This is a genomic window from Thermodesulfobium acidiphilum (assembly GCF_003057965.1).
Taxonomy (GTDB): domain Bacteria; phylum Thermodesulfobiota; class Thermodesulfobiia; order Thermodesulfobiales; family Thermodesulfobiaceae; genus Thermodesulfobium; species Thermodesulfobium acidiphilum.
In genome coordinates this window covers 1466095-1479714 of record NZ_CP020921.1, presented here as the reverse complement: position 1 = coordinate 1479714, position 13620 = coordinate 1466095, and the positions used below count along the sequence as shown (strand labels likewise).

At 33.0% G+C, this 13620-nt stretch carries 15 protein-coding genes and 1 tRNA gene; 9 read left to right on the top strand and 7 right to left on the bottom strand.

Annotated features, from left to right (window positions below; all coding sequences use genetic code 11):
- Positions 1–8 precede the first annotated feature (8 nt).
- Positions 9–1022 carry a cytochrome d ubiquinol oxidase subunit II gene (cydB, locus tag TDSAC_RS07430; protein WP_422822128.1) on the top strand — a complete coding sequence of 338 codons (1014 nt, stop codon included), beginning with the start codon at positions 9–11 and terminating at the stop codon, positions 1020–1022.
- Positions 1023–1126: 104 nt separating this feature from the next.
- On the opposite strand, the gene TDSAC_RS07425 is transcribed toward cydB, so the two are convergent.
- Entirely contained in the window at positions 1127–1489 is a 363-nt protein-coding gene (locus TDSAC_RS07425; protein ID WP_108309607.1) for a DsrE family protein, read from the bottom strand.
- 101 nt (positions 1490–1590) lie between these two features.
- Here TDSAC_RS07425 and rpmE point away from each other — a divergent pair, with 101 nt between their 5' ends.
- Genes rpmE through TDSAC_RS07410 form a run of 3 tightly spaced genes read left to right on the top strand, consistent with a single transcriptional unit; the run spans position 1591 to position 3682 of the window.
- Positions 1591–1815, top strand: coding sequence for a 50S ribosomal protein L31 (gene rpmE / locus TDSAC_RS07420; RefSeq protein WP_108309606.1), 225 nt, complete (start codon positions 1591–1593; stop codon positions 1813–1815).
- Positions 1781–2524, top strand: coding sequence for an FAD-dependent thymidylate synthase (gene thyX / locus TDSAC_RS07415; RefSeq protein WP_108309605.1), 744 nt, complete (start codon positions 1781–1783; stop codon positions 2522–2524). Before rpmE ends, thyX begins: the two co-directional genes overlap by 35 nt.
- Positions 2525–2530: 6 nt before the next feature.
- Positions 2531–3682, top strand: coding sequence for a nicotinate phosphoribosyltransferase (locus TDSAC_RS07410; RefSeq protein WP_108309604.1), 1152 nt, complete (start codon positions 2531–2533; stop codon positions 3680–3682).
- Here TDSAC_RS07410 and TDSAC_RS07405 read toward each other — a convergent pair.
- Positions 3679–4044 (bottom strand): Lin0512 family protein, encoded by a 366-nt coding sequence (locus TDSAC_RS07405; RefSeq protein ID WP_108309603.1) that lies wholly within the window; start codon positions 4042–4044, stop codon positions 3679–3681. The genes TDSAC_RS07410 and TDSAC_RS07405 overlap by 4 nt on opposite strands.
- Entirely contained in the window at positions 4022–4687 is a 666-nt protein-coding gene (locus tag TDSAC_RS07400) for a DedA family protein (RefSeq protein ID WP_108309602.1), read from the bottom strand. The genes TDSAC_RS07405 and TDSAC_RS07400 overlap by 23 nt, the downstream gene beginning before the upstream one ends.
- Positions 4688–4798: 111 nt before the next feature.
- On the opposite strand from TDSAC_RS07400, the gene ispE reads away from it, so the two are divergent.
- A complete protein-coding gene (ispE, locus tag TDSAC_RS07395) occupies positions 4799–5629 on the top strand; it encodes a 4-(cytidine 5'-diphospho)-2-C-methyl-D-erythritol kinase (protein ID WP_108309601.1) in 831 nt (276 codons plus the stop codon).
- On the opposite strand, the gene TDSAC_RS07390 is transcribed toward ispE, so the two are convergent.
- The 3 genes from TDSAC_RS07390 to TDSAC_RS07380 all read right to left on the bottom strand — a co-directional run bounded on the left by TDSAC_RS07390 (position 5616) and on the right by TDSAC_RS07380 (position 8321).
- On the bottom strand, positions 5616–6317 hold the full coding sequence (locus TDSAC_RS07390) for a C40 family peptidase (RefSeq protein ID WP_199919762.1): 702 nt from the start codon (positions 6315–6317) through the stop codon (positions 5616–5618). The two genes, ispE and TDSAC_RS07390, sit on opposite strands and share 14 nt — an antisense overlap.
- 109 nt (positions 6318–6426) lie before the next feature.
- Positions 6427–6503, bottom strand: a tRNA-Asp gene (locus TDSAC_RS07385).
- A 27-nt stretch (positions 6504–6530) separates the two neighbouring features.
- The gene (locus tag TDSAC_RS07380) at positions 6531–8321 is read right to left on the bottom strand and encodes a GGDEF domain-containing protein (RefSeq protein ID WP_199919761.1); all 1791 of its coding nucleotides are present in this window, start codon (positions 8319–8321) and stop codon (positions 6531–6533) included.
- Positions 8322–8470: 149 nt separating this feature from the next.
- Between TDSAC_RS07380 and TDSAC_RS07375 the strand changes: the two genes are divergently transcribed.
- Positions 8471–9619: an O-antigen ligase family protein gene (locus TDSAC_RS07375; protein WP_108309598.1), complete on the top strand. Its 1149-nt coding sequence runs from the start codon at positions 8471–8473 to the stop codon at positions 9617–9619.
- Here the strand turns inward: TDSAC_RS07375 and TDSAC_RS07370 are convergent.
- Positions 9609–10607, bottom strand: a complete 999-nt coding sequence (locus TDSAC_RS07370) for a glycosyltransferase family 9 protein (protein WP_108309597.1) — start codon at positions 10605–10607, stop codon at positions 9609–9611. The genes TDSAC_RS07375 and TDSAC_RS07370 overlap by 11 nt on opposite strands.
- 306 nt (positions 10608–10913) lie before the next feature.
- On the opposite strand from TDSAC_RS07370, the gene TDSAC_RS07365 reads away from it, so the two are divergent.
- From TDSAC_RS07365 to TDSAC_RS07355, 3 genes are read left to right on the top strand one after another with little or no spacing between them, the layout of a single operon-like run.
- Complete coding sequence (locus TDSAC_RS07365; RefSeq protein WP_108310368.1) at positions 10914–11249, top strand: histidine triad nucleotide-binding protein; 336 nt, start codon at positions 10914–10916, stop codon at positions 11247–11249.
- Between the two features lie 23 nt (positions 11250–11272).
- Positions 11273–11452: a 30S ribosomal protein S21 gene (gene rpsU / locus TDSAC_RS07360; RefSeq protein WP_013756837.1), complete on the top strand. Its 180-nt coding sequence runs from the start codon at positions 11273–11275 to the stop codon at positions 11450–11452.
- A 10-nt stretch (positions 11453–11462) separates the two neighbouring features.
- Positions 11463–13511: an HD family phosphohydrolase gene (locus tag TDSAC_RS07355; RefSeq protein ID WP_108309596.1), complete on the top strand. Its 2049-nt coding sequence runs from the start codon at positions 11463–11465 to the stop codon at positions 13509–13511.
- The last annotated feature ends 109 nt before the right edge of the window (positions 13512–13620 follow it).

The window sequence follows — 13620 nt, the reverse complement described above, 5'->3', positions numbered from 1 at the left end:
GGGGTGAAATTGTGTTAAATATTCTTTGGTTTATTATTTGGGGACTTCTTTGGGCTATGTATTTTGCGCTTGATGGTTTTGATCTGGGGATTGGGATTCTCTTTCCCTTTTTTGCTAAAACGGATCAGGATAAAAAGGCAATGCTTGAAAGTATTGGACCTGTTTGGGATGCTAACGAAGTATGGCTTATAACTGCTGGTGGCGCAACATTTGCAGCATTTCCTATTACTTACGCTTATATGTTTAGTTTTCTATATCTTCCATTAATGCTTATTTTATATGGTTTAATCATAAGAGCAGTTTGCCTTGAATTTAGATATAAAGTAAATAATCCAACTATGATTTCTTTGTTAGAGTTTGGGTTTTTCCTTGGAAGCTTATTGCCTGCGCTTCTTTTAGGAGTAGCTTTTGGAAATATATTCCAGGGTCTTCCAATAGATCAAAATGGCTATCATGGAAATTTATTAACGCTTCTTAATCCATTTGGTTTAATCACTGGAATTTTGTTTGTGGTAGCATTTCTACTACATGGTTCCCTTTGGCTCTCTTTTAGAACTGAAGGAGATATAAATGTTAGAGCTAAATCAATTGCTAAAAAGCTTTGGTTTGTAACACTGTTTTTTGCTGTTTTGTTCTTTGTAAGCGCTTACTTCGTAACCAATCTCTATTCTAACTATTTTTCCATGCCCATTCTTCTTGTGGTTCCCATTTTGTGCGTGATTGGCCTTTTGGGTGCAGGATTTTTTATTAACTCTTCAGAAATTATGGCTTTTTTGTCATCAGCTATATGCATAATATTCTTAACCTTTACTGGTGTAGGCGGTCTATATCCAAATCTTATTCCGTCTAGTATTAACAATGCCTTTAGCTTGAGCGCATTTAATTCATCTTCGAGTCAATATACCCTAGCTGTGATGACAATTGTTGTTATAATATTTGTTCCAATCGTGCTCTTCTATAAATTTTGGACATATAAAACGTTTAGTTATAAGATAAAGGAAGGTAAAGGAGAAGGTTATTAAATACAAACAACAAGGTGTATGAACTTATATGTGGTTCGTACACCTTGTTGTTTTGTTTATAAACTATTTAAAAATATTTTTGTTAGATAGTATATAAATAAGCTTTAATAATTCAGGACAAGATCTGCTTCCATCATCTCTTTGAGCGCCCTTCCTGCTTTTATCATTTGAACACCATCTATGAGCTGATCTTTAGGTATTTCTTTGGAAATGCAGGCGGGAATACATGCAAGAAGTTTTCCGCCGTTTTCAATAAAATTTTCGACGTGTTCTTTGATGCTCTCATGTTCAACTGCTCTTATGTGCTCATATGTACCTTTGGTTACATTGTAAATGCCGTTAGATTGAAATATCATTGTTACGTCCATTTCCATTATCAAGGCTGTATTGGCCATAATAAATGCAAATGTGGCTTTTTCTGGATCGTCAGGACCAACTGTTACTGTTACGACAAGTTTCTCAGACATATGTTACCTCCTTAAAAAAAATATTTTCTATAATCTTGTTAATTATATATTCTTTTTTAATTTATGTTAAAATATCTTAACTTGAATTGGAGGTGTATCAATTGAAAGAAGGAATTCATCCTCGATTTTATGAGGACTGTGTTGTTACATGTGCTTGTGGCAATACCTTTACCACTGGATCAACAAGGAAGTCAATAAAGGTAGAAATATGTTCAAAATGTCATCCGTTTTTTACGGGCACTCAAAAGCTTGTTGATACTGAAGGCAGAATAGAAAAGTTTAACAAGAAATATAGCAAAAAAAATAAGGGAGAAAGCGAAAATTAAGGTTTCCCTAATTTACAACACTCCAGACCCTGTCAGGGCTATTGCCCTGGGGGCAAGAGTTTCGGTTACTAATAAATCTATTCTTGGCGTTTATTCTGAACTAAAAGAGGATGAGGCTCAAGAACTGGTAAAAAGGCTATATAAAATGGGACATCACACGCCCTTTGAACACGTTTCTTTTACATTTGGTATTGAAAACATTTCCAGGTCTTGTTCGCATCAACTTGTAAGACACAGGATTGCTTCATTTACTCAAAAAAGTCAAAGATATACAAGATTTGGAGTAAAAGCCTTAGCATCAGGAACTGATAAGAGAATTGAAATTGGAGATTTATATGTTTTCCCTCCATCCTTTCAGAAACATCCCTCGATTTTAACTAAGTATAGAGATTATTTGGAATTGGGCAGAAGGCTTTATGAGGATCTGTTATCTAAAGGGGTACCTGCTGAAGATGCAAGATATATTTTGCCAAATAGCGCTCACACCTCTCTTGTGATGACAATGAATTTCAGAGAACTTATGCATGCTTCTAGTCTCAGACTTTGTCAAAGAGCTCAATGGGAAATAAGATTAGTGTTTGAGGAAATCAAGAAAAGAGTTTTTGAGATTTCTCCCTTTCTTTCTGAATTTTTGTGCCCAAAGTGTGAAATCATTGGATATTGCAATGAGGAGAAATCTTGTGGTAGAAAACCAAAAAAAGAGTCTTGAAATAAAGTGCTTATTTCAAATTTTGATGATATAATTGAAGGCCTTACTGCAGACTCTTACTTTTTAAGGACTTTTAGAATCCTTAAGGAAAAAGGCATTAATAAAAAAGTTGTAGCTGAGATTAAAGCCTCCTCTTTTCCATCTGGTTATAATTGGGCTATTTTTGCAGGTATTAATGAAGTCAGGCTAATCCTTAATGAATTAAAGGATATAGAAGTTTTATCTCTTAAAGAGGGCAGCGTCTTTTATCCTGATGAACCTGTTTTAATAATAAAGGGAAACTATTTGGATTTTGCTATTTTTGAAACTGCTATCCTGGGCATTCTTTGCCAGGCATCTGCAGTAGCTACAAAGGCAGCTAGAATTAAAAAGGTTATTGGATCTAAAGAACTTATTTCCTTTGGTTCAAGACGTGCTCATCCTTCAATTACTGCTCACCTTGAAAGAAATGCTTATATTGGCGGATGTAACGGCGTTTCGAGTATTATTGGTGCAAGAACAATAAATCAAACTCCAAGGGGAACAATGCCTCACTCGCTCGTCCTTCTCATGGGATCTTTAAAAGAAGCACTTAAAGCTTTTGACGATGTAATTGAAAAGGATACTCCTAGAATTGCTCTTATTGATACTTTTTGCGATGAAAAATTTGAAGCTATTGAAGCTGCCAAACTTTTGGGCGAAGGACTGTATGCTGTTAGGCTTGATACTCCTTTTTCGAGAAGGGGGGATGTGAGAAAAATTGTTGAAGAAGTGAGATGGGAACTCGACTTAAGAGGCTTTAAGAAAGTAAAAATTGTACTTTCTGGCGGAATAGATGAATATATAGCTGGAGATCTGTGTGATATAGTAGATATTTTTGGTGTAGGTACCGCTTTAACGAATGCACCTATAATAAATTTTTCAATGGATATTGTAGAAATTGAAGGAGTGCCGATTGCAAAAAGAGGCAAAAAGTCAGGACAAAAAGAGTTAGTATACTGTCCCGTATGTGGTAGGAGATTTGTTGTTTTTAAAAAGAAAAACCTTGAATCTATTTGTTTAGTTTGTAAGTCAAAAACAATCCCTCTTCTTTCTCCTATTGAAGAGCCCTATCCTGATGACTCAATAATAAGGAAAAGAACTCTCGAAAATATTTCAAAAATAGATAGTGTTTTTTAGTTCACGTTTACAAATACACTTACAGCTGCGCAACAAATAATTACTTCGTTGCTAATATCTTTTAGCTCTTCAATTTTGAGTGCTTTTATTGACATTCCTCCTTCTTTAACTATTATCTCTATGTTGCCCTGAATTGGAAAAGCTTTTTTTACTTCTTCTATGTTTACTTCTTCTGGACGAGGAGCTGCTAGTTCAGCAACGATTTCAATCTCATTTAAATTTTTTATGTTGAATATCTCTATTAATCCTGTTATATATACGTTTTGAATTGCATTTTTAATGGCTTTTATTGCTGCTTTGGTAGGAGATTGACCGTGTTGGTCAACTCCCATACCCATTTCAATTAGTAGTCTCTTTTTCATAAATTTCTCCTTTTTTAACCTTAAGCAATCTTTTGCTATGTTTGTGTAGAGAGAAATAAATATATCCGAATAGAGTAATTGTGATTACGAGAATTAAAGATGCTAGAAGTGAATTTTCTTTGAACATTTTTACACTTTCTATGCCAGAAAATCCAACCATTAATACAAAAATACTCCAGATAGAACTGCCTATCGTTGTGGGAAGGAAGAAGTCCTTTAAGTTAACCCTTGAAATACCTGCAATATAAGAAGAAAAATGTCTAATTCCAGGCAAAAAGCGCACAATTATTAGTATAAAAAAACCTTTCTCTCCCTCAATGAGATATAAAATATGATCTAAAATATTTTTATACTTTGTGCTAACCTTAGACGTTAAGAACTTTAATCTTGTTCCTATCAAAAAGGACAAACAGGCTCCAAAAACTGTAGAAAAAATAGTTAAAATAATTGCTTCTAATGGGTTTATAAAACCTGCTCCAACTAGTGCACCTGTAATTAGCAACATTCCTTCGTAAGGCAGTGGCAATCCCATTGAGTCTAAAGAAAGCCAAACAAAGGCAATAAAGTAAAAGGTCCATATGCTCATGTTTAAATTTATAACGTTAATATAGATTACGTTTAATAGATTAGAAAGTTGTTCCAAAGGCTTACTCCTTGAATTATAGTTTAGAATATTATATCAATTATAATCTAATTTTTAGATTATAATTTGATTAAGTTTAACTAACTTATTTAACGTTAGGGGAGAGAAAATATTTTTGAGATCAATGCATTTGCAAAAGTTAACTTAAGCCTTGACGTAATAGGAAAATACCCGGATGGTTATCATGAAATAAGATCGGTATTTCACAGCATTGAACTCTTTGATCTATTACGCCTAGAACTTATAGAAGAAAAAAAGTTAATAATTGATTCTAACATTGAGATAAAAAATAACATTATACATAAAATTTGGAATTATGTGTCTTTGAATTTTGATATTAAAAAGGGGGTATATCTATATCTGGGAAAAAGTACTCCTTTAATGGGGGGGTTGGGAGGGGGTTCTAGTGATGCAGCAGCTTTTTTATATGCTATCAATTTAATTTTTTCTTTAGGACTATCTAGAGAAGATTTAGTTGATGTATCAATTAATTTTGGATCAGATATAGCCTATTTTTTTTATGGCGGAATGTGTTTGGTAGAGGGTAGGGGAGAAAAGGTTTTTAAATTGGATGAATATTTGAGTGAAGAAATAATATTAGTGATTCCAAATAAAGGAATATCAACTTCTTTTGCTTATAGTTTGTTCGATAAAAGCCCAAGAGCCAGTAATTATACAAAACAGTTTTTTGATGCAAAAAAAGAAGGTTTTATTAAACTTGGGAATGTTTTTGAGGATTTAGTTTTGTCGTCTGATGCTGAACTAAAAAAAATTAAAGAAATCTTAAATGAAGAGTGTGAATGGAATCTGATGAGCGGTTCTGGTTCTGTTTTCTATGCTAAGACTAATAGAACAAAACACATAGAGAAAAAGCTGTTAGGAATGGGAAAGGTTATTACTTCTTGTTTAAAACCTTTAGAGTTGAAACTTATTGAATTCTAACTGCTCCGTAATATCTGCTTTTCCAGTACGGATCGTCAAGAGAACAGATGCTTACGCCTGTACTTGTATTTGCTGCTATAAACTTTCCATTTCCGATATAAATGCCGTCATGAGATGCTCCAGGAAGGTAAGTAGTAAAGAATACTAAATCTCCTGGCCTAAGCTCTGATATCGAAATTGGTCTTCCTGCATCATATTGCAAATCAGCTGTTCTGGGAAGATTTATACCATTTAGTCTAAATACATATTGAACGAATCCTGAGCAATCAAATCCGGTGGATGGAAGTTCCCCACCCCATCTATAGGATATTCCCATAAATCTTATTGCAGTTCTTATAATAGGGTTTGAATTGAAGTCCATTTGTCTAGCTAATGATGCGAGATCAAAAGTCTTATACTTTTCTATTACAGCCATTCTGCCAATTGTAAGACACTGATATGTTATGTCGTCAACTATGCCAGTAATTGGCAATTTTGCTTCCTTCTGGTAAAGTTTTACAGCTCTTTCGGTTTTTTCATCGTAAATCTTGTTAACTGTAACGTTATAACCCAAGTCATAGAGTTTTTCTTTTATGTTTTGAACGTCATCCGAAATGTCCCCCGGTTTAAGAGTAATGGCAAAGGAATAAGTATTGAAAGCTATATTCACAAAAAGGAATAATATTAAGATAAATAATTTTTTCTCCACCACAACCTCTTTTGAATGCGTTAACTAACTTATTATAAACCTAAAAATTAGAAGAAAATTAAAAACGAACAAGAAATTTTCCTATTTCCAAAAGAAGATAACGATTTATTGGCGGGGTGGACGAGATTCGAACTCGCGATCTCCTGCGTGACAGGCAGGTGTGTTAGGCCTCTACACCACCACCCCTTTGAATTGATGAGTATATTATCACATTTAAAAATTGTTTGCAAGTGTCTTTTCATTTTTCTCTTTCGCAAGAACTTCTTCTTCCATTAAAAAGTAACTTTTCTTAAACTTTTTGCACAATTCTTTGCATAGCTTTTTTATTTCTGAAATTCTTTCTATCACTTTTTCATAGTTTAAAAAATTTCTATTGTTTACAGATGATATTGAAATGCTTATAATTGGGAAATGTTTTTTTGTGCCATCTCTATCTATTGATGTTATGTAGCCCTGTTTTATATCTTCTTCGTTATAAAATCTTTTAATATTAAAATCAAATTCTTCAATTATGTTATAGCATAATTTTTCTATTTCATAGGATTTTACTATGGCTATGAAATCATCTCCACCTACGTGCCCTAAAAACGAATCTTTATAAAAATCCATGTGCCTCTCAAGTATATTTGCAATATATTTTATGACTCTATCACCTCTTTCAAAGCCGTAGTAATCATTGAAAGATTTGAAATTATTTAGATCGAAATAAATTAACGAAAACGGTATTTTATTATTTATAGACTCTCTAATTTTTTCTTCAATTATTAAATTTCCAGGTAACCCTGTTAGCGGATTTGAGTACTTGGCTATATTTAATTCTAATTCCATAGATTTTTCTAGAAGATTTATTATTGGAACTACTCCAAAATACTTTTCATCCCTTTCAACTATTACATAATCATATAATTTATGTTCTTCTCTATTTGCTATTCTTTTTATCACTTCACTTATTGGTGTGAAATAGTCAACTACTAAAGGTTCTATATCCATAATCTTTTCTATAGGTTTTTCTAAATAAAGCTCTCTTCCAAATCGAGTGCCAAGTTGTGTGAAAAAATTTCTCTTTGTAATTAGCCCTATGACCTTTTCACCATTTAATACTGCTATGCCATGTAATCGGAAATTATTTAAAAAAATTTTTTCTATATCTATTGATAGAGTTGAAAATTGAACTGCATTATCTCTTCTTGCTAGTTTTCCAATATTAATTTCACAAGCAGATTTGAATTTTCTCATTTCCAAAGAGGATTTTGTTTCTTTGATAAAGTCTTTTAATGTTAAATTCATTTCCAAAAGTTCCTTTGATGGCCTTCCTAATAGGAAACCCTGTGCTAAAGGGATTCCTAATTCTATTACAGTTTTTAGTTCGTCTAATGTTTCTATTCCTTCTGCGATTAGTTTTAGATCTAAGTCATTAGCAAGTTCTACGAGCGCCTTTACTATAGATTTTTTGAAGTTATTTTTATCAATGTCTCTAATTAGAAACATGTCAATTTTTATATAATTTGGTCTTACTTCTGATATAGTAGTTAGACCAGAATGTCCCGAACCAACGTCGTCAATTGCAATTTTATAACCTTGAGTTTTGTAATTTTGGATAATTTCTTTGAACTCTACGTAGTCTTTTATTGCTGTTTTTTCTGTAATTTCAAATACTATGTTTGAGGTATTAATTATATTTTCAAATAAATGTTTTGTAGTACCCTTGGTAAATTTTTTGTCTCTTATTATATCTGGATCTACGTTTAAAAATAAAATTTTATCAGATTTAAAGCTATAAAATTTCTCAATGGCACTTAACCTTGTATATAACTCCATTTCCCATAGCAAATTTTCAGTTTTTGCGCTTTCGAATAGTTTTTCTGGATTGTAGAAAATAGTGTTCTCTGGGCCTCTTGTAAGAGCTTCATAACCAACTACTATACCGTTTGAAAGTGAAAAAATAGGTTGAAATAATGTAGTAAAATCTTTATTTTCTATTATTTTTTTTAATAAGTTTTTCAAACTATTCACCTCCTATACAAAATATTAAATAAGAAAATTGTTAATTTTTTGTGAAAAAAGTTTGTAAAACAGACTTTTCAAAAGAAAATTTTATGACGCATTATTGCTTTTGGTGTTAAAATGTAAAAAATTTTATCAGGGAGTCATTTATGAAAAAATTTAGTATTGATAGACATAAAATTTCTCTGTTATTCTTTTGTCTTTTTTTATTTTCTAATCCTTTAAGCAATGCTGTTGATTATATTTTTCTAACGCTTTCATTGCTAACCTGTTTAACCAGGGAGAATTTGTCTGTTTTGAAAAAGGGAATATTGCCTTATGCTTTGTTGTTGTTCGGATCAGCTGTATTGTCTGGTATTGCTGCAGCAGATAAAGAGTTATGGCTCAGGTGGACTAGTACTTATCTTGAATATGCTATTGTAATATTTGTTACTTATTGCATTGTAAAATCTAAAAGTGATGTAATTTTTTCTTTTGTAGCAATGACCTGTTCTTCTCTACCTATTACGATTTATGCGTTTTTCTTCCAATGGCTAAAGGGAAAAGAAGTCGTTGGAAGCTTTCATTATTACACAGCTTACAGCGCTTACCAGGCTCTTGCTCTTCTTGCACCATTTATTCTTGCGGTTTATAACTTTAGAAAAAAATCTTTTTATTTTTGGTTTGCTATCTTTTTCTTTGAATTTTTTGTATTGTATGTCTCAAGTGCGAGAGGTAGCTTTATATCCAGCGTAATAGGACTTTGTTTGTTTGTAATATTAATTTTCAGGATAAAAGGTTTAATTGCCGCTGTAGCAATTTTATTGTTTGGTTTGCTTGCACCTATAAAAAGGAACGTAGGTATAACGAATTTCTTAGATCTTTTAAACTTTACTTATACAGCCAATTATGAAAGAATAATGTTCTGGAAGGTAGCTATCTTTAAGATATTTCCGCTTAGCCCAATAATTGGTGTGGGTGCAGGACATTTTGCCTATCATTATAGATATCTTAACCCGAAAGATCCTCTTGCAAACTCAGTGGCTCACGCACATGATACCTTTATTCAAGTTCTAACTGATATGGGGTTAGTTGGCCTGACCTGTCTTGTTGTCCTGCTTTATCAGTATTATAAACAGACTATAAACATATTTAAAACTTCAAGCAGGTTCCAGTGGGCGCTGTCTTCAGTATTGCTTACTTTTATAACAGGATATTGGCTTGGTGAGGGCCTTACAGGGAATATGTTTTATGGTAGAATGCAACTTGAAATATTGGCTTATTTTATGGCTCTCTCGACAATAAAGCTTACTGATTAGAAGAGAGAGCTTTTATTGCTTTTTTATAAACCTCATCTGGAGTAATTCTTTTCATACATAAGTTGTCTGAGCATTCTCTGTCAATGCATTTATTAGAACATGGAAGGTTGCTATATATTGTTTTGTGATCTGCTTTTTCTTCTGGAAGAGGACCGTATATTAGTGGAGAAGTTGGCCCAAAAAGGCTGATAGTTTTTGTGCCAAGTCCTCTAGCAATATGAAGACTTGCTGTATCGGGACAAATTAAAAGATTTGAACTCTCTATTATCTTACAAAGATCTAGAAGGTCTTTTGTCTTGTTAACCATATTAGTAACTATTGAATTTGATTTAATAATGTTTGCTTTTTCTATATCTTTTTCTGATCCCACCAAAATTATTTCATAACCTGCTTTGTAAAGCATATTTGCTAGAAAAGCAAAATTTTCAGGCGGCCATTCTTTGCGATACCAGCTAGAACCAATTGAAAAAACTATTCTATTTTTTACTTTTTTTACATTTTGTTTTATAATCCATGGCTTTGGGTCAAACTCTTTTATTCCTATAGTTTTCAAGATATCAGCATAGTAGTAAATAATATTTTGGTCCTCGTTTGGTGCTATATGTTTAGTTAAGAAGATTTTGTTTATTCCGTAATCAAATCCTATTCTATTTTTTGCGTTCGAAAGGAAAGATACTATAGAATTTCTTGGAGAATGATGCAAGACTACGGCGAGGTCAAATTTTTCTTTTCTAAGAGATACGCATAACCTAAAGAAGGATAAATTACTTTTGTGTTCTCTATTTTTGTCATAGAAAACAACCCTTTCACAATGAGGGATAATGTTGAAAACACTGGAAAGAGATGGGATTTTTCTTGCGAAAAGAGTAAATTCTACATCATTATAATAACCATATATTGCTCTTAATACTGGTGAGGCTAGTAATATATCACCAATACCAGGATATCCGAATATGACAAGAATCTTTGTTTTCCCTCTTACTTGCATGTTATTATTATAATACTTACTTAGATTTTTACTTATTTTAAGTAAACTTTCTTAAAGTTTTTTATGCAGAATTTTTTTTCTATTAACTCCGAGCTTATTTTATGTTATACTCTTATAAGTTCCTGCGGTGTTCGTGATGCTCTTGAGATCTTGAGCTAACACCGAAGTTCGAGGACCGATCTCTTCGTGTATTATGTTCGCTTTTTGCGAACGACTGCAGGAAGGTAGGTCCATTATTGTATGAGGCTTGGGTTCAAGACTCTTGGTACACGGCACTGTGGGAGTACTTTATTTAGGAGGATTTATCTGGAAAACTGTGTATTTTGTCTTATAGCAGAAAAAAAGCTTGATTCTCAGATAATATATGAGGATGATATTTCTTTAGCTTTTAAGGATATCAATCCGGTAGCTCCTTTTCATGTTCTTGTAATACCAAAGAAGCATATAAGGAGTTTAGGAGATGTTGAAGATTTCAATCTGGTCTCTCATTTATTGTATGTTTGTAATCTGGTTGCTCAAAAAGAAGGGCTGACGAAGGGATACAGAGTGGTGACAAATGTTGGAGATGATGGAGGTCAGACCGTATTTCATCTTCATTTTCATGTGATAGGCGGTAGGCCTATGGATTGGCCACCGGGATGATAATTTGAGGAGGTTGTTAAACTTTGCCAGAAATTCGTATTAACAAAGATGAATCAATAGACAGTGCTCTGAAACGTTTTAACAAGGTGGTACAACAGGAAGGAATTCTTTCTGAGGTTAGAAAGAGAGAATTCTACGAAAGTCCTAGCGTAAAGAAAAAGAAAAAGAGGGCTGAGGCAGCAAAAAAGAGAAAAAAAAGATAATTAAATTAAAATGAACTTTAACCGCTTTGGCTCTCTTTTGGGGCAGCTAAAGCCTTTTTGGTCGCGTTTTAAAGGAGAAGAACTCTTTAGCTATTTATTAATTGCTTTTTTGTTAGCAGCTCTTCTTTATAATTTAAGAGGAGTCTATCCAACTTTGGCTGTTGGGAAAATGGTCCCTTTCGATGTGATTTCCCCTAAAGACGCTCAAATTGTAAATAAAGTTGCTACAGAGGACTTAAAAATTCAAAGGGAAAGAGCTGTACCCGATGTCTTGGTTGTAACATATGATAAATTTGGTTCTATTCACGATTCTATTAATTACTTCCTTTCAAATTTAGAATCTACAAAAAATCTTTCTGAATCTCAAAGAGTTGCAAAGCTTAAAGATATTGCACCATTTTTAACTGAGAGAGACATAGAGGCTCTAATCTCATCAAATCCAAAAGAATTAGAAGCTGATACTAACAAGATTTTTGCACTTTTGCAAAAAGAAGAAAGACTAGACGTACTGTCCAATCGGGTTGCGAATATTATAAGTTCTTTGAAGCTAGATCCAGATACTTCTCAAGCATTTATGAATTTAATTTTAGGTTATTTCAGGATAAATGCAACCATAGATAACAAACTAACCAATGAGCTTAAACAAAAAGCAATTGAAGGAATTACCCCAGTTGTAATTGATGTCAAAAAAGGGCAAATATTGGTTAGAAGTGGAGAGATTTTGACTCCAGAAAAAGCTTATTTGTTAAAAGAACTGGGAATTATGGACAACCTTTCTGGAGTTAGAAATTTTGTCAGTCTATTTTTCTTCTCAGCACTAATGTTATTTGCTTTTAGATTTATTGTTTACAGTTTTTCACCGAAAATAACTCTTGATAGAGGACACTTGATAGTTCTTGGCGCTCTTTCTTCAGTTTATATACTTTTTGTTTTTGTTTTGTTCCCTATTTCACCAATCATTGTCCCTCTTGCCAGTATTTCTTTACTTTTATCTTTGATTTTCACACCTGCTATATCTCTTCTTTATTCGGTTATTCTGGCAATTTTAGTCTTCTTTTTTGGCAATTTTAGTTTGCTTGGTTTTTATATAGCAGTAGTTAGTGCTTTTGCAGGTGCCTTTTTGGGCAAAGGAATACAAAGAAGAGGGGATTTGTCTGATACGGCTTTTTTGTTTTCATTAACGTTTTTTTTGGCAGTTCTACTTTGGGATATCTGGAGCGGTATAAACGTACTCGACTCTCTTAGCCAGTTCGCTTTTGCTATTGCAAACGGATTTCTATCATCGATTGCTGCAATGGGCGCACTTCCTTATATCGAGAGCACTGTTGGAGTTCTTAGTCCATTGAAACTAATGGACTTATCAAATCCCAGTCATCCCTTATTAAAAAGGTTACAAATGGAGGCTCCCGGGACCTATCACCACAGTATAATAGTAGCAAATCTTGCTGAAACGGCAGCTGAAGAAATTAACGCAGATCCTTTGCTTGCTAGGGTTGCATCTTATTATCATGATGTAGGAAAACTTAAAAGACCTCAATTCTTTGTAGAAAATCAAAAGAATGGTGTAAATTTACATTCGGAAATATCTCCTTGGCTATCTGCTACTATTTTGACTTCCCATGTAAAAGATGGTGTAGAAATTGCTAAGTCATATGGTATTCCAGACAAGATATTGGATATAATTTCTCAACATCATGGCACAAGCTTAATTGTATTTTTTTATCATAAGGCTTTACAATCTGGTTTTTCTGAAGTCGAAGAGAAAGATTTCAGATATCCTGGGCCTCTCCCTCAAACTAAAGAAGCTGCTATAGTAATGCTGGCAGATGCAGTTGAGGCTGCTGTAAGGGCATCATCTGGATCAGTTTCACCAAAAATAGACAGTTTAGTTGATAGAATTTTTAAAAATAAACTTGAAGATGGCCAACTAAGCGAATCGCCAATTACTCTTCAAGAGCTTCTTAAAATAAAAGAAGTTTTTATAAGGTTGTTCGTAGGGTCTTTTCATCAAAGAATTGAGTATCCAGACCTGGCAAATCTTACTGGCAAATCTCAATAATCTTAATAGAAAATAATCTTAGAATGTTGGAGGTTTTGTACGCTAAAAAATAGTATGTTGTACTTTAATTTTAATATAATTTTAGGGTTTGCAATTCTTTTATGAGTTT

Coding starts and splice junctions, on each gene's coding strand:
- TDSAC_RS07425 (WP_108309607.1), bottom strand. CDS start 1,489: ATGTCTGAGAAACTTGTCGTAACAGTAACAGTTGGTCCTGACGATCCA.
- TDSAC_RS07405 (WP_108309603.1), bottom strand. CDS start 4,044: ATGAAAAAGAGACTACTAATTGAAATGGGTATGGGAGTTGACCAACAC.
- TDSAC_RS07375 (WP_108309598.1), top strand. CDS start 8,471: ATGAAAAAATTTAGTATTGATAGACATAAAATTTCTCTGTTATTCTTT.
- TDSAC_RS07370 (WP_108309597.1), bottom strand. CDS start 10,607: ATGCAAGTAAGAGGGAAAACAAAGATTCTTGTCATATTCGGATATCCT.
- TDSAC_RS07355 (WP_108309596.1), top strand. CDS start 11,463: ATGAACTTTAACCGCTTTGGCTCTCTTTTGGGGCAGCTAAAGCCTTTT.